This is a genomic window from Candidatus Falkowbacteria bacterium, assembly GCA_026396835.1.
GTDB lineage: Bacteria > Patescibacteriota > Patescibacteriia > Patescibacteriales > Patescibacteriaceae > Patescibacterium.
Genome location: JAPLWA010000004.1, coordinates 335,773 through 358,131 on the forward strand (window position 1 = coordinate 335,773; position 22,359 = coordinate 358,131).

The window sequence follows — 22,359 nt, forward strand, 5'->3', positions numbered from 1 at the left end:
TTAAATAGTGCGTGATTCAATTAAGCTTTCTATAATCTTCTTTGGCTTTTTATTCTTAAGAACAATCTCTTGCATAGCTAGTAAAAACGGATAAGACGAAAAATCTTTGCACAACTTTTTTAAAATCGAAATAGAGGTTAGACCTTCAACGGTTCTATTTCGCTTAGCCATATCGGCTTTAGCTTGATTAACTGTCATGCCTTTGCCAACCAAGTAGCCGAATTCCCTATTTCTAGTTTTGCCAGTACAACTCATCCATAAATCATTACCCCAACATTGGCTATCCATGCTAAAAGTATCTAGGTGCCCACGCAATTCTTTGACTACAAAACGTTCAACCTCGCGACTAAAACGTGAAATAAAAAATGTCTCTGAGCCATACGGCCAACCTAAGCCTGAAACCAATCCGGCAAAGATAGACACAATATTTTTAAAAGCCCCGCAGTATTCAGCGCCGCTTACATCGGATGTTTTATATAAACGTAAATTCGGTGAAGCTAATAAATCCTCGGTTACTTTTAAGGCTGGCTTATTGTAGGAAGCAATCGTAGCGCCTAAAGGATGAGAATTATACAAATCATCAGCAATTGTACCGCCGGCAAAATAAACGTATGAATGAGTATGTTTAAGATGCTTTTTAATAATCAACTCTAATCTACTACCGGTTTTGGCGTCCAGTGCCTTAGCCGCGTTTATTACAATAAGTTTTTTTCTAGAGCGTTTTGTCTTACTAAGAATTCTTACAATCTCAGGAATCGCATTAGCTGTTACTGCTAAAATCAAAATATCAGCCTTGTCAAAAATGTCAGACGGAGATTCAGGCAAAAGGACTTGTTTAGAAATAGATTGATCAAGTTGATGACGAGGATGACTTCTTTTTTTACGTAAAGAATCCATGACCTTTTTATCACGATCATAGCCGGCTATAACATAAGAAGACCGTTTGTGACGATCTAAATGCTTAAGGATGGCATACCCAAAAGCGCCTAATCCATAGACAAATACTACTGGCATAATAGCTTAATAGTATCATTTTTAAGGCTTATTTAGCAATAAAAAACGGCAGAATCACTGTTCTGCCGTAATAACACATTATCAAAATTCGATTATCTATTACATTTTTCTATATGCTCTCTGAGGGCTTTATTTTTTTGTCCCTCTTTGTGCCTTTCATTAATTTTTCTTTCATTTTTATCATTAGCAGCCTTCCTTAGCTCCTCTATTGTTAAATGTAGACTGTTATAATATAAGTTATTAGTCACGCCCCACAAATATTTTTCAATATCCGAAGCTAACTTAACGAACAACCACCTGTCTTTTACAAAGATAAAATGATAAAGTTTCCTAAGAATCGCGAATATAGCCAGTACTAATACAGTTAACACGAGATATACCATGAGCGGTGAAGGTTTATCAATGACACCGATAAATGATACGGCTAATATTACAACCAAAATGTTGTAAATTAAATTATAAATTAATCTTTTCATTATTAATGATTTTAAATTAACAAATATATAAGTTATTTTAAGCTCCTAAAATTTAAGAGATTAGAAAAACCTATATACCATTATTCAAAATCCGTCTTTCAAAGAACTTGTTGATACAAGACAATACCATTCTATTATATTTTTGTCAATACAAAAAGACCCTCTAAAATAGAGGGTCTTTTGAAATAATTTAAATTAACGCTTGCTCCACTGTGGGGCTTTGCGAGCTTTTTTCAAACCTGGTTTCTTTCTTTCTTTCTTACGAGCATCACGAGTTAACCAGCGTTGAGCTTTTAATACTGGACGCAATTCAACATCAAGTACTAATAAAGCGCGAGCAATACCATGACGAAGAGCTTCAGCTTGACCTTGCTTTCCACCACCACAAACCATAGCTGTAATATCAAATTGACCTTCTAAAGAAGTTCCCTTTAAAGGATCTTGAATAATCATCTGCATTAGTGGAGTCTTGAAATATTCAGCCATTGGAGCACCATTAACAGTAATAACTCCTTTGCCACCCTTAAATAAGCGAACACGCGCAGAAGCTGTTTTACGCTTACCAATTGTTTGGATGTAAGTTCCAGCTGGTGCGTCAGCCTTCACTTTCTTAACTACAGTTTTAGTCTTAACTTCAGTCATAGTCGTTTATTTGATAATCAAACGCTTAATCATAGCGGGACGCAACCTGTTGTCAGGCAACATTTCATGAACCGCGCGGCGCAAAATTTCATCTGGTTTATTTTTAAAAATGTCAGCTATCTTTCTTGTCTTCAAACCACCTGGGTAACCAGAATAATGATGATAAACTTTTTGTTCCATTTTCTTTCCTGAGAACTTTACCTTTGAGACATTTGAAACTTCAACAATATCACCGCCATCAATATGTGGTTCAAAAGTAACCTTATGTTTACCACGCAATAATGTGGCAATTTTACTTGCCAAACGACCCATGGTCTGATCAGTGGCGTCAATCTTTATTCTGTCGCGATTAATAGCTGGTCTAGGCATATATTTATACTAATTCAATTTGAACGACGCTAGCGCCGTCTCCAACACGTGAACCTAACTTAACAATTCTGGTGTAACCACCTTTACGTGTCTTATAACGCTCACCTAAAACATCCATAGCTTTCTTAACAGCTAAAGGCTGAGGCAAAGTACTGATCAATTGACGACGAGCAGCCAAATCACCGGCTTTAGAAACTGTAATCAAATGCTCAACCAAGGAACGAACTGTCTTGGCCTTGGCTTCAGTTGTTTTAACTTTTTCGTACATTAAAACGCTAGCCGCGAGGTTACGAAGCATCATCTCTCGAGGAGCTTTCTTACGATCTAAAATTTTTCCTTTATTACGGTGACGCATAATGTGTTATATTTTTTTACTCTTTTTAACTTTAGCAACTGGAGCTTCTTCAGTTTCATCAGCAACCACTTCTTCAGCAGCAACTTCCTCAGTCATAGCTTCGGCAGGTTCAGCAACTTCTTCTGTAAGGTCAGCTACTGGATTATTGCTAATTTCTTTCAAACCTGTAAATTGATCAATCAAAGTGTCGTTAGCATAACGGAAAGCATCTTCAAAAGAAACAGTTCCGTCAGTTTCCATATCAAGTACTAATTTTTCCCAGTTGACCATTTTACCAACACGAACGTTTTGAATAGCTAATGAGACATGTAGAACTGGTGAAAAAATTGAATCAATTTCAATGTAACCAAGTTCTTTCTTACCTTCTTCACGGCTTTCAATTGTTTCATAGCCAAATCCGCGGCGTACAAAAATCTCCATATTTAACTTTCCGCTCATATCGGTGATATGGGCAATAACTAAATCTGGATTGACAACTTGAACACCAGCTTGCTTTTCAACATCTTTAGCAGTGACTTCCTTTTCACCAAAAGCTGATAGTGTTAAACGAACTTCATCGACACCTTCATCAAGTTTAAAACGGATCTTTTTTAAATTAAGCATGATTTCCAAAACGTCTTCTTTAACATTTGGAATAGCCATAAATTCATGACTAGCACCTTCAATCTTGGCTCCAATCACGGCAATACCAGGCAAAGAAGCTAAGAGAACACGACGCAAAGCATTACCAACAGTTGTTCCATAGCCAGGGGCTAATGGCTCAACGATAACTTGGCCTTGATTTAATACGTCACCAGGGACGAATGATATCTTCTTAGGTAAAGCGATTATGTGTTGCATATGGCTTAAAATAGCAGGCCCAAAGGGCTTTAATATCAAAATTAACGGGAATAGAATTCAACGATCAACTGACTGTTGATAGATTGATCTAAATCTTCTTTCTTTGGTTCACCAAGAATCTTACCTGACATTTCCTTTGGATCGAAATTTAACCAACCAGGAATATTGGCTTTCTTTAATCTTTCTTCAAGATTTACAAAAGTTTTCTTTTCTTTCTTATTCTTACGAACAGCAATAACATCATTAGGCTTTACTTGGTAAGAAGGAATGTTTACTTTTTGGTCATTAACTAAAAACTGAGCATGGCTTACCATTTGACGAGCTTGAGCGCGGGTAATAGCTAAACCAAAACGGTAAATAACATTATCTAAACGCATTTCTAAAAGACGCAATAAACTTTCACCAGCATCACTGCTTTTCTTTTGTCCTTTTAGGTAGGTTAGTTTAAATTGTTTTTCGCGCAAACCATACATTTCCTTAGTCTTCTGCTTTTCGCGTAATTGAAGACCGTAAGTACTTTGCTTCTTTGGTCGAGCTGAGCTCTGTTGTTTTGCTAATGGAGACATAAAATCTTTAACTTAAACGCGACGCGGTTTGCGTGAGCGGCAACCATTGTGTGGTAAAGGAGTAATATCTTTAATGTAAGTAATGTTTAAACCATTGGCATTCAAAGCTCTGACAGCTGATTCGCGGCCAGTACCAACACCTTTAACAAAAACTTTAACTTCTGATAGACCATATTCTTCCTTAGCTTTATCAACTGCAATACGAGTAATAATCTGAGCGGCGTATGGAGTAGCTTTCTTTGGTCCTTTGAAACCAGCCAAACCTGCATTAGCCCAAGATAAAACGTTTCCATCATTATCAGTCAGGGTAATAACAGTGTTGTTGTAAGTTGATCGAACAAAAGCCTTACCAGAGCTAACACGCTTCTTTTCAGTCTTTTTCTTACGCTTACCTTTCATTGGAGTACGGGCAGCTTTCTGTTTTTCTAATTTCTTCTTAATTTCTTCTGGTAATTCTTCAGCACCTGAAGCATCAGAATCATTCTTTGTTTCTGGTACAACTTCAATAGCAGTACCATCGTCAATGATCTCTTCTTTAACTTCCTTAACTTCTTTAGTTGTCTTCTTTTCTTCTGTCATAGTAATAAAATGGCTAAATGGTTAATCGTTAAAGCTTTTAACAATTAGCCACTTAACCATTTAGTAATTAAGTCTTTTGGGCTGACATCTTCTTACCTGAAGTAGCTGTACGACGAACGTTGCCGCGAACTGTGCGGTTATTAGTCTTAGTACGCTGACCACGAACTGGTAAGTGTTTAGTGTGACGAGAGCCACGGTATGAACCAATATCTTTCAAGCGCTTAATGTTAGCTGAAACTTCACGTCTTAGGTCGCCTTCGACTTTCATGTCTTTTTCAATCAAAACGCGCAAACGGTTAACATCTTCTTCTTTAAGATCTTTAACTCTAGTATTTTTATCAATCTTAGCAGCTGCTAAAACTTTGTTAGAAGTTACTCTGCCGATACCATAAACATAAGTCAACGCGATTTCAACGCGTTTCTCATTTGGGATCATTACTCCTGCAATACGTACTGCCATAGTTATCCTTGACGTTGCTTATGTTTAGGAGTTTTACAAATAACCATAACTCGTCCTTTACGACGAATTGTTTTACAGTCTTTGCAAATTTTCTTAACAGAAGCTCGTACTTTCATGATAAATAAATTAGAGTCGGTAAGTGATACGGCCCTTAGTTAGATCATAAGGACTCATCTCAACCTTAACGCGGTCACCTGGAGCAATGCGGATTTTAAACATCCTCATTTTCCCAGATAGATGAGCCAATATTTCATGGCCGTTATCCAGTTTTAATTTGAAGGTAGCGGCTGGCATAAGTTCCAACACTTCCCCTTCCATTTCAATAAAATCTTTTGAATTGTTCTCTGACATCAAAACGACAAAAATTTTGGCAAATGTTAAATCTTTTACCAAAATTTCTTATTTAAGAAAATGTAAAATTGAGAAATTTTCAATATTTTTACGTGTAGAACTATTATAGAGGCAAATTAAAATAGTGTCAAGAGACTTAAGGCTCTTAATTTATCTAATTAATAATTAACTAATATTAGCCAAATATTTAAGACTAAGCATTATACACTTCTTTCACTCTTTTACCCTCTTCAATAATTTCTTGCAAAATATTCAGCGGAACTGCCTTTTCAAATGAATAAATAACTTCTCCGTTCGTTTTAGATCTCTTTTCAAAAGATATAAAAACAATCTTTTCTTCATTGTATTTTCCGATATCTACAGAGAAGCCTTCGGTTTCACTAAAGCACTGCGAATCTAAGACTTTCACAAATTCGTCTCGCTCTGCCTTGCCCAAGGTCTTTTCGATAACTTTGGCAACGAATGATTCACATAAACCCCTATGAGTTCCCAGAAAACGCTCTAAAGTCGAAGAATCATACTCCTCTGGCTTTGACTCAAGTATAGATTCCCAGTTATCAACGGCCTTGAGATATTTTTCAATAACCTGAGCAATTTGACTAGCCATACGAGAGTAAGTAGCTCCGCCTTCATCGTTTAACATTTCAGCAATATAATCACTTTCCTCAACCAAAAATTTTAATGGTTCTTTTCTATCAAAAGACTCTCGCAATTTAAGATGATAGCCAGTTTCATGACTATTCTTAAACGCTAATCGATCATCTTGTCCTAGACGGCTGCCATATTTAAGATCTTGATTAACCTGCTCACTTGTTTCAATTAAACTATCAGTCTCCATATCACCACCAAAAGCCATCAACAGGGCTGTTTCTTTGGTACGATCATCTTTATCAGCAAAAGCTAAGGCATAGCTGTCTTTGGCGTGAAATTTAGATTTAGCCAATTCCCTGCCTTCCTGAGTTAGCTGAACATCTTTATTTTCCTTATTACCCCGCGGCTCTTTTATTGAATGCCTGAAAAAATTCAAAATAATTCTTGGGACTACTAATTTTTCTTTATTCAATTGCTCGAAGTGATCAAAATTTTTAGCCATAAAATTATATTATGATTTAATTTTTTAATCGAGGATTGCCTTTATTCTTCTAATGCCAGAGGATGAACTTTCTTCCTTAGTAATTTTAAAGTGATGCAATTCACTGGTATTCTCAACATGGGGGCCGCCGCATATTTCCTTGCTAAACTCTTCACCTGGATTACCTATAAAATAAACTTTTACCTTATCTCCATATTTAGAATCAAATACACCAGTCGCGCCAATCTCTCGTGCTTTGTCTAAAGTCATTTCTTCAAAGTGAACTGGTAAGGCTTGTTCTATAGCGCCATTAACCAAATCTTCGACTTGGATAATCTGTTCAGGCGTTAATTTATCTGGATTTGGGAAATCAAAACGTAAACGTTCGGCTGTAATATTACTACCTCTCTGAGAAACCTGATCATTCAAGACACGTCGTAAAGCAGCTAATAAAAGATGTGAGGCTGTATGCAAGCGAGTTGTTTCAACGCTACTATCAGCTAAACCACCCTTAAATTTGCCAGCTGATGCCGTGCGTGATAAGTCTTGGTGTTTTTTTAACTCTTCATAAAAACCAGGCTCATCAACCGTGAAGTTTTTTTCTTTAGCTAATTCAATAGTCATTTCAATCGGAAAACCATAGCTTTGATATAAATCAAAAGCTTGCTCGCCGGAAATATTGCTAGATAGTTTTTCAAACTCTTTCTCTCCTTTTTCTAAGGTTGCACTAAACTTTTTTTCTTCCTTACTCAATTGTTCAATAATAAAAGTCTTATTTAAATTAAGCTCTGGATAAATCTCTTTATAAAAGTTGATATAGATACTAGCCACTTCTTTCGTCCAATCTTCAGCTGTTATACCTAAAAGTCTAGCAAAACGCAGAGCACGCCTAATTAAGCGTCTAACGATATAACCCTGATCGGTGTTTGATGGTGCGACACCTTTTTCATCACCCATGATGAAGGTCGCCGCTTTCAAGTGGTCAGCAATAATTCTAAATGCCTTATTATCATCCTCATATTTTTTTAGAGAAAGCTCTTCTATTTTTTTAATTGCATCACTAAATAAATCAGTCTGAAAAGCATCACTTTTAGCTTGAATTGCTGTGCACAATCTTTCCAATCCCCCACCAAAGTCAACATTTTTATTGGTTAATTCTTTCCAGCCATCAGCCGCTTTTTGATATTGCATGAAAACTGAATTTCCGATTTCAATAAAACGTCCGCAATCACAATTAGGATGACAATACTTACCAAATTTTTCATCATGAATCTTGCCAGTATCAAAAAAAGTTTCTGAGTCGGGTCCACCTAATTCACCAACCGCATCACCTCTTTGCCACCAACACTTTTTTTCGTAAGCAAAAATCCTATAATTGCTCATGCCCAATTTCAAGTCTTCACTAGGTCCGGCGTCAGCATCAAAATCAGGTGCCTCATCGGCATTAATGTCATATTTATCAAAAATCTGTAACATAATCTCAGCCGACTCGGTATCGCGTGGGATATTGCCGTCTTCACTACCAATATAAATTGTTTGAAATAGTTTTTTTGGGTCAATTTTTATTTCCTCAACTAAAAATTCATACCACCAATTTAATTGTTCGCTTTTCCAATAGCCTGAACCTAATGCCCAGTTGCCTAACATTTCAAAAAAAGTATGATGCCGGTTATCTCCAATTTCATCAATATCTTCTGAGCGAAAAGATTTTTGACTATCAACTACACAATTACCAGCTGGGTGTTTAGCGCCTAGTAGATACGGCACCAAAGGAAACATGCCAGAGTTAACAAATAGTAATGTTGAGTCGTTTTCAGGAATTAAAGAAGCGCTCGGAATAATATTATGTCCTCGAGCCTTAAAAAATTCTAAATACTTTTGTCTAATATCAAATGAATTCATGTTTTTAAAATTATTTACATTTACCCCAAAGGCCTAATTTATTTGCTTTTGCTTCTTTTTCTATTTCCTTAAATAGACTAGCTTTAGCTGTGTCAGGCTCGAAGGGCGCCGCAATGGCAAAACCATTTTTAACTAATTCCATATTTACAAAGGTTCCGTCTTCTAAATAAACATAACCAAGTAAACGACCGAATTTATCACGCTCCGAAATATCTTTTTCAATTCTAATTTTTTTACCTTCAACTAAACGCTGATTTTCGTTAGCTGCTTCAAGGGAAAAACAATCAATCTTTTCGGTTTTATTAAGCTCAGGAGCATCGACGCCGATATAACGTAATTTGTCATTATTTTCTAAGATAACAGTTTCACCATCAAGCACCTTGGCAACCCTTATAAAGCTTCCATATTGATAGGGTTGATCTTGAATCGTGGTATTTATTTTATCAGAAACTAGTCCCACTAAAGATAATGCCTTTTTACCTAAGTCTGATAAAGCCAGGGGTTTTTGCTTAAAAATAAAAATTACAACTATTACAGCAATAATTCCTAAAACAATAAGGGATCCGATGAATTTTAGTAATCTAAAATGTAGCATATCTAATTATATTGTCACTTTTTAAAGCGATTGACAATAGCTATAAAAGCGAATAATATCAAAATATTAGTTTAGTATTGTTCTTTCGAACCTTCCACAGGTCGGTGATTTCTAGGGGTCACTTATCGAATAAGCTTTATTCTTTGTTTTGAAAAATGGGGTTAAGTAAAGGGATCAGGGCAAATCATCCATTAAAGCTACCTAGAATAACAATTTTTTGCAGGAAGAATCTCTTCGGAGTGTAAACTGCTTGTTTGCCGGGAAACATCTAGGCTTATAAACACGTTACTTTAACTACGGTTATACGTGGATACGAATTGTTATTAAAGCGTCAGACAAACATCATCTGGCGCTTTTTTATTTATTCAAACTAAATCGATTTTCTTATCTCAGTCATTAAGTCAAGATAGAATTCTAAATTATTTAAAGTTGCCAATCTCTTGCCTAAAGGTTCATTTATTTGAAATAGATAATGCAAATAAGCTAAAGATAATTTACGTAATTCAGGAATCTTGGAATTTTTATTTATTAAATTTTTATCATTAGCATATTTAGCGTTGGTGATCGTAATTGTTTTATAAAAATCTTTTGTCGCTACTTTCTTAGAAGCTAGAAGTTGTTTAATTTTTTTACTAGTATCTTTATCAAAAGAAAATAGTCTACCGTGGCGCCCTTCACGAGTTGGAATAACACAATCAAACATATCAACTCCCCTCTTAACGGCTTCAATAATATTTTCTGGATAACCAACACCCATCAAATATCTAGGTTTATCCTTTGGTAAAGCATCGGTTAAGTAATCAAGGACTTTATACATCTCGTCATTAGTTTCACCAACCGCTAAACCGCCAATATTATAACCATCGAATTTAAGCGCGCTTAATTCAGCTGCACTTTTTAAACGCAAATCTTTCTCAGTACCACCCTGAACAACCGCAAAAATCAATGGTTTATTATTTTTAATCTTTTTTGAGTAAATTTTTGTGCGTTTGGCCCACTCAGTTGTTAAATCGACTGAATGTTCTAAATATTTTCGTTTAGCAGGTAAGGCCACGCATTCGTCTAAGACAACGGCGATATCAACACCTAAGTCAGCTTGAATCTGCAAAGATCTTTCAGGAGTTAAATAATGCTTTGAGCCATCAATATATGAAGAAAATTTAACACCCTGTTTACTTAATTCAACTAAGCTTTTACCGCTTTTAGTTCTATCAGCAGCTAATGAGAAAATTTGAAAACCACCGGAGTCTGTCAGAATAGCACCATCCCAATTCATGAATTTATGCAAACCACCAAACTTTTTAACATACTTTTCACCAGGTCTCAACATTAAATGATAGGTATTAGACAAAAGAATTGGTGAACCAAGTTCACGAACATCATGAGTTGAAGCAAACTTAATTGTCGCCTGTGTTGCCACCGGCATAAAAAAAGGCGTTTCCAAACTGCCGTGGCGAGTTTTTAAACTACCACGGCGGGCTAGATTATATTTATTTGTTTTCTTCAATATGAACATCTTTTATTTATGATTCTTTTAACCTTTTTAGGGGGGGGTCTTTATCTATAAACTGTGGAAAAAGAGCCTAATGCCACTATTTTGTGCTAATTTTATGCTAATATTAAACGATTGACTTTTCACTAAAAACAGTATATAATAATAATGTGTTCATGAAGCGAAAGCTTTATTCAGCTAAGGAATCTCCAATGCTGAAAATGAGCACATAAAAGAACCGCTTACAAAGCGGTTTTTTTATTTTTTTCATAAACGCTGTTCTTTTCTCGAGCCTTCATAATACTATAAAAAGTTATCTCACCATCTCCTATTTTTCGCAAAACTACTGTAACTATTGGACTATTATTCCCTACACTTGCCTTTAACCCCCAAAACTTTGCGTACTTTCCTTCTTGCTTCAAATATCTCTCTTCGTATTTAAAAATACTAACAGCTTTCTTAATCACAGGAACTGCCAATGGCAATAAATTTAATCTATATATCTGCTCTTTCTTCAATCTCTCATGGCCCGCCCCATTGTATCTAAGATGATAAAAGCCCTTAGAATTAAAGTTAACCATCGCCTGAAGAACTTGACAAAATACTGGTCTTAAAGTTTTGTAGTAAGCCCTTCTTTCTTGGATGAATTCTTTGTGTGTATCTAGCGACATGCAATTATGCTAACAAATAAATAATAGAATTACAACATTAAAACTATTGCACAATTCCATCAGTTTCAGCAATATCATCTTTTTCTAACTTAGTTGTTTGTGCTTTTAAGATTTGAGAAATTGGAAAACTAGTTGTATTATCAGTGCCCGTTAAGGTGGTTCCAGAAACCAAAACTAATAACTTGTTTCGATCAGTCGCCCTTGGCTTTATAGAAATACTAAATTGACCTTGAGTGTGAGCAGCTGACAAAGGCAATCGACCGATATCCCAGGTAACTTCATTAGTATCTTGGTTATAGCTCAGAGTTCCAACATCAGCTTGATCCTTACCGTCCCAAGCAACGTAGTCAGGCAATTTTGTTTTAATTTTAATATCTCCGAGCTCGTGCAAGGAATTTGAAAGATTCCAATAAATCTTAAAGGTTGAAGTCTGACCAACCTGCGGCGGCAAAGGTCCGGTTCCGACAGCAATATTATCTTGATCAAAATAGCGAACCGCTTCATCAAGTTTAGTGTCACTGTTTAATTTAATAGTTAACTGATTAGAGCGATTAACCTCATTAGTTTGCGAAAGTTCTTCAGCCTTACCACTGACAGCAAATTGAGCATAACTTTTAATTTCATAAGTTCTAATTAGGCCAGCTTCAGATACATCTCGCACAGGAATTGAGAAATCAATACTTCCGGTTTGATCCTTGGCTAAAGATTTTAATTCTGGAATTTGATCTTTAGTCCAAGTGATAGTTCTACCAGTGACACTACCATCATTTTTATCAAGCAATTTTCGCCAATCAAGCGCTTCGCCATCCAAGACCGCCATAATAATAACATCGTCCATTACTTTTTCTCCCTTATTAACATATGAAATTGAATAATTAATCGTTTGACCAAAATCAATACCTTGATCAGACGGTTGGCCATTAGCAACAACGGTTAAGTTAAGAGAATTTTTAACAACTTCAACCGTGAAAGATTTTTCATCAAAAGAATAAGCTTTCTCTGAACCTGTCGGCTGATATTCAAAATTAACCTTAAAATCTTCAGTGTCATTTTTCTTATCAGTAAACTTAAATTTGATGCGTAGCTCCTGATCAGTGTTGGTTAAATTACTGATTGCATAAACTCCAGGACTAACAACTGTGACATCCTTGCCATAATCAGCTGTTGGGAAACTAAGATTATCTAATGCAGGGAAACGAATATTAAAATGGTCCAAGAAGTTAGTATCAGTTGTCTTAAACTTAACCAGCAATTCAGAATCTTGCCCAACCATTATACTAGTAGGAACCACGGCGCTTAAATCTAAACCAGATCCGGCTAAAACAGTATCCAAGCTGGTTGATTTCTTAAACTCGCTACTAATATTTATTGGCTTATAAGTTAAATCAGCAAACATTACGTTAGAAGAACCTGTCGGAGATATTAAGCGTCCCTTAATTTTTACTTGGCCACTAGAAAATTGACGCAAATCTTCTAAGCTCCACTTATTGTTATCATTGCTTGCAGTTGGAAAACTTGATTCAAAAATAAAGTTATCGGGATAAACCACGGCTAATTCAAGATTGCCTAGTGCAACTTTATCTTTATTTTGATAATCAATCACATACTCAAATTCCTGATTAGCAATTAATTTTTCTGGGGCAGAAATTTTAAGATCTACTGAAGTTGAATCTGCATTACGACTAATAAACCAATAATAAGCTCCGGCTGTTATGGCTGCCACTATCAATACATAAATCAAAATAATACCCAAACGAACAAAAAATCCCTTCTTGGGCTGGATATCAACTTGTTTAACGTTAATTCTTTTGCCTCCATCATCTTGATAAATTTCCGAAAGACTTTCATCTATCGTGCCTTCATCCAAGCCTTTTTTTAAATAACGATCAAAACGTTTAGATTGATTGTCGGTCGGCAAATCACGTGCTACAAACTGAGCGACTTGCGAAGGTTCACGTTTAACATTACTGTTCGTTTTATTTTTTGGCATAATTTTAGCTTTGTTTTATGGTTTGATTTAATTTTTGTTGAATAAAACCGTGGCGTATAAATCAGTATTTAGCGAACGACTAAGTGTCCAGCCGCTTTCATTTACTTGTAAGTCATCAGGATATTTCCAAAGAGTTTTCCAACCGCGATCAATTACTATTTTTGAAACTATACTCGTTTGATTTGCGCCCGGCTGTTTCTGAACTAATAAACTAAATTTATTCGAGCTGTCCGGGAAAATATATTTTTTTATTTTACCAATTAAATTCTTTGGTTCTTCGTTAGCTTTTAAAGTAAATGGCAAACGATATTTTATTTCAATCGTCGCAGTCTCTCCTGGATCAACCATGGTCCAATTAGCAAATACAGTCTTGTTATTTTCTTTGTAAATTTTTGTGCCACTTGCTGGATCAGTTATCGCTTGTCTTTCGTTAGCTAAATCAACATCAAGTTCCCATTTTGGATCAGGTTTTTCAAAGTAAGATTGCTCTGGTGTTCGCCAACCAGTTGCAGAAATTAACTTACTATCTTCTGGCACATAAACTCTTAACCAATCAACATTTCTAAAACCAACAAAAGTTTGATTTTTCGGTGCTGTGTGCTGTCTTGTAATAGTAAGATTAACAATAATTTGACCGTCGGGCAAGATTTCTGCGCTATGATTAAGCGTTTCTATAATTGCGCGATCGCTTTTTTGTCCACCAAGATTTGATGAGACTACCATTAAATAATCATGATCAGTTTTTTTAATCGCACCATCCCAGCCAAAAGCTTTGGCCGAAGTCTCAAGTGTTGAATCATTAAAATACAAAAGGATCTGTTTCTCGTTCAAGCTTTGTTCCAAGACACCAACTAAAGCCAAGCTTTTAGCTAGGTCAAGATTCTTTGGCAACTCTTCCATTAATTTTGACATTAAGTCACCAATAATCTTTTTTGGCTCCTTTGTCACACTTGGTTTCTGTTCAGAAAAAGTTTGCGTTGTTTCCCAAAAATTATCAGCTGTAATTGTAACGCCATAATCTTTTGTCATGTCGACTGGGCCATGAACACGTAATAAATTCTCAATCACTGTTGGAGTCAAACTAACTACACCATCGACGGTTGAACCATCGCTTTTTTCATAAAACCATTCTAATTTTTTAGCCGTGGTTGGCCAATCAGGCCACCAGTTAGCATCCCAAAAATGCCACAAAGGATTTAACAACCATAGTGGCTCAGGCGCGACAACGCGAGTATATAAGCCAGCTTCGGTGTCATAGCTACCACCTTTTGGCACAGTTAAATTTTTCATTTCGCCTTTACTAAAATCAACGATTGCGAAACTACCGATAAAACCGCCGGAAGCTCGTTTCTCGGAATTGTTTTGGAAAACTAATAAATATCTTTTGTCAGTTTGTTTACCAAGAAAACTAGCTGCTTGTTGAGACAAATCAATAGCCTCTCTTAATGATGGTGCTAAAAATTCTGCCTGACTTTTTAGTTTAGTAAACTTTTCCTGATATTCAGTTGGTAGATTACTTAGTTTTATTTTATTAAGTTCATCCGACAAAGCAGCTGCTTCATCAGCTGCTGGAATTGCATGTTTTACGAAACGATCCAAATATGAACCTAAATTTGAATTAGCGACCGGCGCGACCGCTGCCGCAAGTTCAGCTCCAATACTGGCTGACAAAGAGCCAGCCTTTAATAAATGTTCACTTTCAGAAGCTAACTTGAATTTTTTATCAGGCACAAGTCCGGCTAATTCTAATAAGCCACTATTAATATCTTTTAGGTTGGTTTGCGCTGTAACAAAGCCCTCCCCTGCTTTCTCAAAAGCAGTTTCTGCTCCAGAAAAATTCTTCTTTTCTATTAAATCTTTAGCAGAAAATAAACCAGCAAAAGCCTCGTTAGCCGAACTTATAATTGAGTTACGAGTTGGTTCTAATTTTTGCCAAATCGTGACTAGAAAAAATGGCGCAGCAATTAAACAAAGTAAAGCGGCGAAATTAAGAATTTGCCAAGAAAAATTCGGCTTCTGTTTGACGACTGGTTTAGCTAATATTTTTGACTCACGTTTCAACCCAATTTCTACTCGGTTTGTTGTTTTTTTAAATAAATTAAATATTCTTAGAATCAATTTTACGATTGCCCTAGGAATTATTAATATAAAATTAAAGATAAATAGAAAAAATCTTTTTAGTTTTATGCCTTGTTCAGCACCGGTATATTTTAAATTCAGAGCCAGGTCTTTAACGCCAAAAACAAGATCAACAAAAAACTCGGCTAAAGATTTTACTAATCTATAAAAAAGATCAAAAGCTACAATTACTAAACGCAATATTAAACGACCGATGAAAGTTATGATTCTAACGGCTGTTAGATCTTGCCAAGTTAAGGTTAAACGACTTGGCTTAGGTCTTAAGTCAATAACATTTTCAGGATTAATACCATGGTAATTATATGGTGGCTTGTTCATAAACTTCTTTGGTCTTATTAGCGCACTCCCACCAATCGTACTTTTTAACTTGCTCTAATCCTTTAGCGATTAAATCTTCGCGTAAAATATCGTCTTTAATAATTTTTAATATCTTATTAGTCATGTCTTTCTCATCATAAGGATCAAAGTACAAAGCGGCAGTGCCTAATATTTCTGGTAAAGAAGTTTTATCAGAACTAACCACTGGACAAGCACGTGACATAGCCTCTAAAGGCGGTAAACCAAAGCCTTCATATTTTGAAGGAAAAACATAAGCTAGGGCGCGCTTGAAAAGAATTTCTAATTTTTGGTCTGGCACATAGCCAGGAAAAATAACTGGCGTTTTGAAGGTTTCATTATCAACCGAAGACCACAGGCCTAGATCTTTAGCATAATCTTTAAGACGAGAATAAAAATAATCATCGCGTCCAACTAAGACTAATTTAATTTCTTTTTGCTGAGCATGAATGTCTTTAAAAACTTTAATTAAAGATTCAAGATTTTTATGAGGATAAGCATTGCCAACATATAGCAAATAAGGTTCGTCGATTTGATAGTCAGACAGAGTTTCATCGGGATCCAGTTTTGCCGCAAAAAGTGAATCGTTGCCGCGAGCTAAGTTAGCCGCTCCTTCGTAAGTCACAACAATTTTTTCTGCTTTAACCTTAAACTGTTCAATTATATCTTGTTTAGTAAATTCTGAAATGGCAATAATTTTTTTAGCGCGCCAAGCAGCATGTGAAATTATTATTCGATAAAATAAATTTTTTACAAAGTATAAAACTGGTCCTAAGGTCGTAGCCCGCATGGTCGGGAATTTTGTCAAAATTAAATCATGAATTGTCACAACAAATTTAGTTGGACAAAAAACTGGCACATTAAAATGCGGAAAGTGCATTAAATCTAAACGCTCACGAGCAATTAAAAATGGCATTACAAATTGTTCGGCTAAACCATACCAGCGCACATCGGCTAAAACTTTTTTAACATTGCTTTGTTTAATCTCTAATTCGTCAAAATTTTCCTTGCCTAGAAAAATAACATATTCATTTAACTGATCAATTCTAAGAACATTATCAACCACTTCTTGGGTATAACGACCAAGGCCCTTGCCTAAAGGACCATAAAAACGGGCATCTATTCCAATGCGATGAGGTTTGTTATTTTTCATAAATGATATATTATATTATACCATAAACGCTGAAAAAAAATTGTGTAAGAAAAAAGGCTTGAAGCAGTAATAATAAATACTTCAAGCCTTAACGATATTTCAATCAAACTTATTTATCCTTCTGTTTTGAAAAACCTTATACTGTAACCTTCATCTGAGTTTACATCCGAAGGTTTTATCTCCTCATAGGATAAATTGAAATACTTCATCATAGGAGAAAGAATGAGACCCCAGTAGTAATGGAAGTTCATATTCTCAGCTTTACTTCCCGGACAAATAAACTTTTCGTAGCCGATAACCATTGTCGCATTCGTGAGGGCAAAAAATATTACTTTTGAAAAATAATCCAAATAAGTATCATTTTCTCCCGCAGAGAAATCAATTACCATTTTTTCAGAAATTTTTTCTTGCAGTACTTTAGTAAATGCCGGTATGGTTTGTTCTTTTATTGCCTGTTTAATTGAGCTGATGAGTTGCTCTTTCTTTCTTTTCATTTCTTCTTCTGCTTTTCTAAAAAGCATTGAGAGAGCTTCTACGTTTTCTTCTACGTCTTCATACTCCGCTAAACTTACGGGAAAATTTTTTGTGTTCATCTTTCTTAACCTTTCTTTTTAATTTTAATTAAGTTGTTTTTTCTGACATCCTCCTAGAAATCAAAAAGAACAACTTAATATATTTATTAATGAGCAGTTTATTTTTATATCATAAAACTTCTAATCTGTCAAGTAATAGTGACAATGTCTATGCGCATATTGCACTTTCTTATGACAAAAACAGCCATATACTGAAATGCCTCACCCCTTCCCCTCTCTATTCTACCCTACCCCCAACCCCTCCCCGCGCAGAGCGTAGGGAGGGGTGACCTGTATTAACGTAAACACTGAGATAGATATTTATATAGACTAAGAACTATTAGGGTATTAAAAACATCAAGGGGTTGGGGGGGGCTGAATCGAGCGCCGTGATTGGCTATATAAAAAGTGAACAGAAATACTAGCGAGTTGAAGCCCCCAAAACTTTTGTTACTTTTAGTTATAAAAGTAAGCCCTAGCGGCAGCGTTTATTAAAAAAGTAGAATTTCTAAATAAGAAATTCTACTAAAAATAATGCTAATTTAATCCTTAAGGCAACGTACCGCAAAACTCCAACCTTGAGGTTCATATGATCGTCCGACTGTATTAAGGCCTAAATCTAATGAACGATACCAAGCGCTACCACCAACCATTGTTGATGTCCAAATAAATGCAGTGCCTAAACGATAATAAAATGTTGCCCCATCCCAGTAAGCTCGAATTCCTGAAAGAGGTCCATTATAACCAGATGATGCGCATGAAGTTCCCCCGCTACAATCTGCAAGCTTTTTTAATTTATCTCCCTCACTATGCGTTCCGCGGGCAAGCGTAGCATCTGCTTCAGCTTGACTCATACCTAAACTCATTTCTAATATTTTATAATCAGCATCGCTCGGTAAATGCCAACCAATAGGACAGATACCCTGCGCACCCGCTACAGTAGAATTATTCATAGCAACAGGCCATGTATACAAAGCTCCATCACTAGTACAATTTGCCTCTACGTTACTATAACAAGATCTACCCAGAGTGTTATCAGCGATTGACGCATCTGGACAGTTGGAATTTATACAATTTCCATTGGGATATTTTTTTGTTCTAAGATTTGACCCCATCCAGCACTGACCACCGATTTGTACTGTAGTATAAGAATAACCATCTAAGTCGGTAATTGACTGACCACAACTAAACAAACCATTTGGTGAATAAGAGGCTAGACCAGCATTAATATTCGAGTTAGCTGAACCCAAACAAGCGGAAACTGAAAAGAATGAATTATTACTATTAATAGAATATGCGTAATCATTCGTACCACAATTTCCTTCATTTCTAGGCGTAGGATTACTGGGTATCTTACCCATATAGGTCTTAGTACCGTCTGGTGATACTAAACTATTACCTGGTGTAATAATAGTAGGATAGCTATTATTATCGGCGTAGTATAATTCTAATGCCGTACTTATTTGTTTTATATCGGCCACTCTTTTAGTGTCCCTGGCTTTAGTTCTTGCATTACCCAAAGCAATTATTGCCATGGTTGAGAGAACACCAATAATTGCTATTACCACTAGTAGTTCTATTAAGGTAAAACCAAATTTAAATTTTTTACGGCTTAGAGGCATCATAGATTGCTTTAATTTCAGTGTCAGATAGAGCACGATTATATATTCTAACATCATCTAAGTATCCTCTAGAATTGACCCAACTACCTCCACCAATAAATAAATTAGATTCATTGTTTATATTTCCAAAGCCACTTAACGAATCTGGCGTGCCCGACACAGCACCATTCAGGTATTTGATGTAATTATTTGATACCCTATTAGTAACAAAAGCTACATGAACCCACTTATCGATATACGAGTTTCCGATGATTACATAACCACCACCCGAATTAACTCCGTCACCTATTCTATTGGCAATAATTAGATTTAAGTCACCCTCCATCCAAAGATGGAAACCGGGGGCAGTCGTGCTCATGCTTTTATTAGCAATAATGTCACCTCTAGCGCGAGCAGCTAAATTTACCCAAAGTAGTATTGTGAAACTTTGCATGCCAAAGGCAGCCGGATAATTTGTGTAAACGTAATTTCCTCCAGGGTTAGGATAATCTCCGTTGAACTGTCCTGAATAAGAGCCTATATTTCCTGGCCCATAATATGGAGCAGCTCCTGTCCAGGTGCCATTGTTATTATTTCCAGACGAATCATACGCCGTAGTACCAGAACCTTCATCAAATTTATACCATGCAACTAAACCTGGAGCGGTGCCTACACCAGAGCTAGAGGCAGAATTAATTCCAGATGGAGTAGAACTAACATTGTTACCAAGACAAAAGTTAAGGCTATAGTTTGTATTATCTGGAGTTGAAGCATAAGTATAATTATTGTTACCACAGTTATTATCATTTCTAGGTGTTGGGTTATTAGGTACAGTAGCCATATAAGTTTTCGTTCCGTCAGGTGAAACAATACTATTACCTGGAGTAATAATAGTAGGATAGCTATTATTGTCTGCGTAATATAATTCTAATGCCGTACTTATTTGTTTTATGTCAGCTACTCTTTTGCTATCTCTAGCTTTAGATCTAGCATTACCTAAAGCAATTATTGCCATAGTCGATAAAACACCGATTATCGCGATGACAACCAGGAGCTCAATGAGGGTAAAGCCTAATTTTAGTTTTTTATTTTGCGGCATTGTATAAAGCTAGAATTTCAGCGGCTGAAAGCGCACGATTATATATACGCACATCATCCATTAAGCCAGGCAAGAAATACAAACTTAATGGAGAGTATGCGCCTAGCATATGATTATTTGTTACGACATTGCCTATACTGCTAATATTTGTCGGCGTACCACTGACAGCTCCATCAACATATGTTTGACCATTGCCAGCTCGACTAAAAACAGCTCCGACTTGATGCCAATTACCATCACTTATACCAGGAGAAGAGTAAAAACTTAAAGCACCAACACCATCATTTAGATATCCATAAATTCTTCCGCCAGATAAATAAAACTGCCATAAACCAGTACCAACACCAGCGCATAATTCGATTACTGCATTAGAGCTAGTTTTTACCCAAGCTAATATAGTCCAATCGCTAGTAGCCATGCTTAAAGTGCTACTTGATCCAAGGGCAATCCGGTCATCTGTTCCGTTAAATTGACCTGCATAAGCTCCGGTCTTTCCGGCAGTATAATGAGTTCCAGTTCCATACCAAGTACCGGTATTATTATTGCCAGATAAATCAGTCAAAGAAGACCCCGTTCCCTCGTCAAACTTCCACCAACCAACTAAACCAGGAGCGGTGTTAAAGCCAGAACTAGAGCTTGAGTTGATACCTGCCGGAGTAGAGGCAACATTATTACCAAGACAGAAGTTAAGACTGTAATTTGTATTATCAGAAGTAGAAGCGTAAGTATAGTTATTATTACCACAGCCTGAGTCATTTCTTGGGGTAGGATTATTAGGAACACTGGCCATATATACTTTAGTACCATCTGGTGATGTTAGGCTATTACCTGGAGTTATAAGAGTAGGATAGCTATTACTATCTGCGTAATATAATTCTAATGCTGTACTTATTTGTTTTATATCGGCCACTCTTTTACTATCTCTTGCTTTAGCTCTGGCATTACCAAGGGCAATAATAGCCATGGTAGAGAGTACGCCAATAATTGCTATTACTACTAGTAGTTCGATAAGGGTGAAAGCTTTTTTGTTGTTATAACGATTCATTGCTAATTCTTAATACATCGTAACGAAAGATTAAAACCACTTATAGTACCTCGTGCTACAGTTGCTCCTGAACTTATCCCTCTATAAACATATCCGGAAGATGACCAAAATATCGTTTGGCCATTTCTATTAGCAAAAGTTGTGCCATCAGGATTTCTATAGCCTGCTATAACAGCATTAAAACCAGATGAGCCACTTAGCTTTAACTTCGTTCCCGCAGCAGAACACTCCCAAGCTCCATTACGTGAAGAGTTACAAGTTTGTCCAACGTCAGTTAAATATTGATCTAAAGTATTCTGTTCCGAATCTGTTGGAACATGCCAACCATTAGGGCAAATACCTTGAGCACCCTCTGTGACAGAACTATTCATAGCAGATGTTAAAGTGTAAAGCGCTCCATCAGACGTGCAGATAGATTCGGCATTGTTATAACAAGCTCTACCCAAACCATTATCCGAGCTAGATGCATCTGGGCAACCAGGATTTATACAATTTCCATTAGGATATCTTTTAGATCTCATGTTTTGTTGCATCCAGCATTGTGTACCAATCTGCACAGTGTTGTAAGTGTAGCCGTCTATGTCTATGACAGTGGCTTGGCCACAAGCAAGAGGGCCGCTGTTGTTCGCTGAAAAAAATGCGCCAGCACTCATGTTACCAGAGCCAGAACCAAGACAAGAGCCTAAGCTATAGTTTGTGCCAGTTAAAGAAGATTGGTAGCTATAATCTATATTACCGCAGTTACCATCGTTTCTAGGTGCTGGGTTAGATGGAATAGCTGCCATATAAGTAGTATTACCATCTGGTGATCTTAGTGATTGGCCTGGTGTTATAATCGTTGGATAAGAATTGTAATCTGAATAATATAGTTCTAGTGCGGTAGATATTTGTTTTAGATCCGCTACTCTTTTAGCGTCTCTAGCTTTAGTACGTGCATTACCCAAAGCTATTATTGCCATAGTAGAAAGTACGCCAATAATTGCTATTACGACGAGTAGTTCGATGAGGGTGAAGGCTTTTTTGTTATTGCAAATATTCAT

Annotated in this window: 24 protein-coding genes; all 24 read right to left on the reverse strand. The window is 36.3% G+C overall.

Going from position 1 to position 22,359, the window contains the following annotated elements; genetic code table 11:
- Positions 1-1,014 (reverse strand): NAD(P)-binding domain-containing protein, encoded by a 1,014-nt coding sequence (locus NTY12_02875; GenBank protein MCX6792945.1) that lies wholly within the window; start codon positions 1,012-1,014, stop codon positions 1-3.
- A 92-nt stretch (positions 1,015-1,106) separates the two neighbouring features.
- On the reverse strand, positions 1,107-1,490 hold the full coding sequence (locus NTY12_02880) for a hypothetical protein (protein ID MCX6792946.1): 384 nt from the start codon (positions 1,488-1,490) through the stop codon (positions 1,107-1,109).
- Between the two features lie 195 nt (positions 1,491-1,685).
- Positions 1,686-2,132, reverse strand: a complete 447-nt coding sequence (gene rpsI, locus NTY12_02885) for a 30S ribosomal protein S9 (GenBank protein ID MCX6792947.1) — start codon at positions 2,130-2,132, stop codon at positions 1,686-1,688.
- 6 nt (positions 2,133-2,138) lie between these two features.
- Entirely contained in the window at positions 2,139-2,501 is a 363-nt protein-coding gene (gene rplM / locus NTY12_02890) for a 50S ribosomal protein L13 (GenBank protein ID MCX6792948.1), read from the reverse strand.
- 4 nt (positions 2,502-2,505) lie between these two features.
- On the reverse strand, positions 2,506-2,856 hold the full coding sequence (rplQ, locus tag NTY12_02895) for a 50S ribosomal protein L17 (GenBank protein MCX6792949.1): 351 nt from the start codon (positions 2,854-2,856) through the stop codon (positions 2,506-2,508).
- Positions 2,857-2,862: 6 nt separating this feature from the next.
- The gene (rpoA, locus tag NTY12_02900; protein MCX6792950.1) at positions 2,863-3,696 is read right to left on the reverse strand and encodes a DNA-directed RNA polymerase subunit alpha; all 834 of its coding nucleotides are present in this window, start codon (positions 3,694-3,696) and stop codon (positions 2,863-2,865) included.
- 41 nt (positions 3,697-3,737) lie between these two features.
- The gene (gene rpsD / locus NTY12_02905) at positions 3,738-4,262 is read right to left on the reverse strand and encodes a 30S ribosomal protein S4 (protein MCX6792951.1); all 525 of its coding nucleotides are present in this window, start codon (positions 4,260-4,262) and stop codon (positions 3,738-3,740) included.
- 12 nt (positions 4,263-4,274) lie between these two features.
- Positions 4,275-4,661 carry a 30S ribosomal protein S11 gene (gene rpsK, locus NTY12_02910; GenBank protein ID MCX6792952.1) on the reverse strand — a complete coding sequence of 129 codons (387 nt, stop codon included), beginning with the start codon at positions 4,659-4,661 and terminating at the stop codon, positions 4,275-4,277.
- Positions 4,662-4,908: 247 nt separating this feature from the next.
- Positions 4,909-5,301: a 30S ribosomal protein S13 gene (rpsM, locus tag NTY12_02915; GenBank protein MCX6792953.1), complete on the reverse strand. Its 393-nt coding sequence runs from the start codon at positions 5,299-5,301 to the stop codon at positions 4,909-4,911.
- A gap of 2 nt (positions 5,302-5,303) precedes the next feature.
- A complete protein-coding gene (rpmJ, locus tag NTY12_02920; GenBank protein ID MCX6792954.1) occupies positions 5,304-5,417 on the reverse strand; it encodes a 50S ribosomal protein L36 in 114 nt (37 codons plus the stop codon).
- Positions 5,418-5,427: 10 nt separating this feature from the next.
- Entirely contained in the window at positions 5,428-5,652 is a 225-nt protein-coding gene (infA, locus tag NTY12_02925) for a translation initiation factor IF-1 (protein ID MCX6792955.1), read from the reverse strand.
- 193 nt (positions 5,653-5,845) lie between these two features.
- Positions 5,846-6,745, reverse strand: a complete 900-nt coding sequence (locus NTY12_02930; GenBank protein MCX6792956.1) for a hypothetical protein — start codon at positions 6,743-6,745, stop codon at positions 5,846-5,848.
- Between the two features lie 24 nt (positions 6,746-6,769).
- The gene (locus tag NTY12_02935; GenBank protein ID MCX6792957.1) at positions 6,770-8,626 is read right to left on the reverse strand and encodes an alanine--tRNA ligase-related protein; all 1,857 of its coding nucleotides are present in this window, start codon (positions 8,624-8,626) and stop codon (positions 6,770-6,772) included.
- Positions 8,627-8,636: 10 nt separating this feature from the next.
- Entirely contained in the window at positions 8,637-9,221 is a 585-nt protein-coding gene (locus NTY12_02940) for a thermonuclease family protein (protein MCX6792958.1), read from the reverse strand.
- A gap of 370 nt (positions 9,222-9,591) precedes the next feature.
- The gene (tgt, locus tag NTY12_02945; GenBank protein ID MCX6792959.1) at positions 9,592-10,737 is read right to left on the reverse strand and encodes a tRNA guanosine(34) transglycosylase Tgt; all 1,146 of its coding nucleotides are present in this window, start codon (positions 10,735-10,737) and stop codon (positions 9,592-9,594) included.
- Between the two features lie 218 nt (positions 10,738-10,955).
- Positions 10,956-11,384 (reverse strand): hypothetical protein, encoded by a 429-nt coding sequence (locus NTY12_02950; protein MCX6792960.1) that lies wholly within the window; start codon positions 11,382-11,384, stop codon positions 10,956-10,958.
- Between the two features lie 43 nt (positions 11,385-11,427).
- Entirely contained in the window at positions 11,428-13,374 is a 1,947-nt protein-coding gene (locus tag NTY12_02955; GenBank protein MCX6792961.1) for a hypothetical protein, read from the reverse strand.
- A gap of 27 nt (positions 13,375-13,401) precedes the next feature.
- Positions 13,402-15,831: a DUF4012 domain-containing protein gene (locus NTY12_02960; protein MCX6792962.1), complete on the reverse strand. Its 2,430-nt coding sequence runs from the start codon at positions 15,829-15,831 to the stop codon at positions 13,402-13,404.
- Positions 15,812-17,002 (reverse strand): glycosyltransferase family 1 protein, encoded by a 1,191-nt coding sequence (locus NTY12_02965; GenBank protein ID MCX6792963.1) that lies wholly within the window; start codon positions 17,000-17,002, stop codon positions 15,812-15,814. The genes NTY12_02960 and NTY12_02965 overlap by 20 nt, the downstream gene beginning before the upstream one ends.
- Before the next feature lie 113 nt (positions 17,003-17,115).
- A complete protein-coding gene (locus NTY12_02970) occupies positions 17,116-17,595 on the reverse strand; it encodes a hypothetical protein (protein ID MCX6792964.1) in 480 nt (159 codons plus the stop codon).
- Between the two features lie 521 nt (positions 17,596-18,116).
- Positions 18,117-19,199: a prepilin-type N-terminal cleavage/methylation domain-containing protein gene (locus NTY12_02975; GenBank protein MCX6792965.1), complete on the reverse strand. Its 1,083-nt coding sequence runs from the start codon at positions 19,197-19,199 to the stop codon at positions 18,117-18,119.
- Entirely contained in the window at positions 19,180-20,274 is a 1,095-nt protein-coding gene (locus NTY12_02980) for a prepilin-type N-terminal cleavage/methylation domain-containing protein (GenBank protein ID MCX6792966.1), read from the reverse strand. The genes NTY12_02975 and NTY12_02980 overlap by 20 nt, the downstream gene beginning before the upstream one ends.
- A complete protein-coding gene (locus tag NTY12_02985) occupies positions 20,261-21,319 on the reverse strand; it encodes a prepilin-type N-terminal cleavage/methylation domain-containing protein (GenBank protein ID MCX6792967.1) in 1,059 nt (352 codons plus the stop codon). Before NTY12_02985 ends, NTY12_02980 begins: the two co-directional genes overlap by 14 nt.
- A 2-nt stretch (positions 21,320-21,321) precedes the next feature.
- Complete coding sequence (locus NTY12_02990) at positions 21,322-22,359, reverse strand: prepilin-type N-terminal cleavage/methylation domain-containing protein (GenBank protein MCX6792968.1); 1,038 nt, start codon at positions 22,357-22,359, stop codon at positions 21,322-21,324.

Excerpts from the sequence above, each read along its gene's own strand:
- NTY12_02875 (MCX6792945.1), bottom strand. The coding sequence starts at position 1,014 with ATGCCAGTAGTATTTGTCTATGGATTAGGCGCTTTTGGGTATGCCATC.
- NTY12_02880 (MCX6792946.1), bottom strand. The coding sequence starts at position 1,490 with ATGAAAAGATTAATTTATAATTTAATTTACAACATTTTGGTTGTAATA.
- rpsI (MCX6792947.1), bottom strand. The coding sequence starts at position 2,132 with ATGACTGAAGTTAAGACTAAAACTGTAGTTAAGAAAGTGAAGGCTGAC.
- rplM (MCX6792948.1), bottom strand. The coding sequence starts at position 2,501 with ATGCCTAGACCAGCTATTAATCGCGACAGAATAAAGATTGACGCCACT.
- rplQ (MCX6792949.1), bottom strand. The coding sequence starts at position 2,856 with ATGCGTCACCGTAATAAAGGAAAAATTTTAGATCGTAAGAAAGCTCCT.
- rpoA (MCX6792950.1), bottom strand. The coding sequence starts at position 3,696 with ATGCAACACATAATCGCTTTACCTAAGAAGATATCATTCGTCCCTGGT.
- rpsD (MCX6792951.1), bottom strand. The coding sequence starts at position 4,262 with ATGTCTCCATTAGCAAAACAACAGAGCTCAGCTCGACCAAAGAAGCAA.
- rpsK (MCX6792952.1), bottom strand. The coding sequence starts at position 4,661 with ATGAAAGGTAAGCGTAAGAAAAAGACTGAAAAGAAGCGTGTTAGCTCT.
- rpsM (MCX6792953.1), bottom strand. The coding sequence starts at position 5,301 with ATGGCAGTACGTATTGCAGGAGTAATGATCCCAAATGAGAAACGCGTT.
- rpmJ (MCX6792954.1), bottom strand. The coding sequence starts at position 5,417 with ATGAAAGTACGAGCTTCTGTTAAGAAAATTTGCAAAGACTGTAAAACA.
- infA (MCX6792955.1), bottom strand. The coding sequence starts at position 5,652 with ATGTCAGAGAACAATTCAAAAGATTTTATTGAAATGGAAGGGGAAGTG.
- NTY12_02930 (MCX6792956.1), bottom strand. The coding sequence starts at position 6,745 with ATGGCTAAAAATTTTGATCACTTCGAGCAATTGAATAAAGAAAAATTA.
- NTY12_02935 (MCX6792957.1), bottom strand. The coding sequence starts at position 8,626 with ATGAATTCATTTGATATTAGACAAAAGTATTTAGAATTTTTTAAGGCT.
- NTY12_02940 (MCX6792958.1), bottom strand. The coding sequence starts at position 9,221 with ATGCTACATTTTAGATTACTAAAATTCATCGGATCCCTTATTGTTTTA.
- tgt (MCX6792959.1), bottom strand. The coding sequence starts at position 10,737 with ATGTTCATATTGAAGAAAACAAATAAATATAATCTAGCCCGCCGTGGT.
- NTY12_02950 (MCX6792960.1), bottom strand. The coding sequence starts at position 11,384 with ATGTCGCTAGATACACACAAAGAATTCATCCAAGAAAGAAGGGCTTAC.
- NTY12_02955 (MCX6792961.1), bottom strand. The coding sequence starts at position 13,374 with ATGCCAAAAAATAAAACGAACAGTAATGTTAAACGTGAACCTTCGCAA.
- NTY12_02960 (MCX6792962.1), bottom strand. The coding sequence starts at position 15,831 with ATGAACAAGCCACCATATAATTACCATGGTATTAATCCTGAAAATGTT.
- NTY12_02965 (MCX6792963.1), bottom strand. The coding sequence starts at position 17,002 with ATGAAAAATAACAAACCTCATCGCATTGGAATAGATGCCCGTTTTTAT.
- NTY12_02970 (MCX6792964.1), bottom strand. The coding sequence starts at position 17,595 with ATGAACACAAAAAATTTTCCCGTAAGTTTAGCGGAGTATGAAGACGTA.
- NTY12_02975 (MCX6792965.1), bottom strand. The coding sequence starts at position 19,199 with ATGATGCCTCTAAGCCGTAAAAAATTTAAATTTGGTTTTACCTTAATA.
- NTY12_02980 (MCX6792966.1), bottom strand. The coding sequence starts at position 20,274 with ATGCCGCAAAATAAAAAACTAAAATTAGGCTTTACCCTCATTGAGCTC.
- NTY12_02985 (MCX6792967.1), bottom strand. The coding sequence starts at position 21,319 with ATGAATCGTTATAACAACAAAAAAGCTTTCACCCTTATCGAACTACTA.
- NTY12_02990 (MCX6792968.1), bottom strand. The coding sequence starts at position 22,359 with ATGAATATTTGCAATAACAAAAAAGCCTTCACCCTCATCGAACTACTC.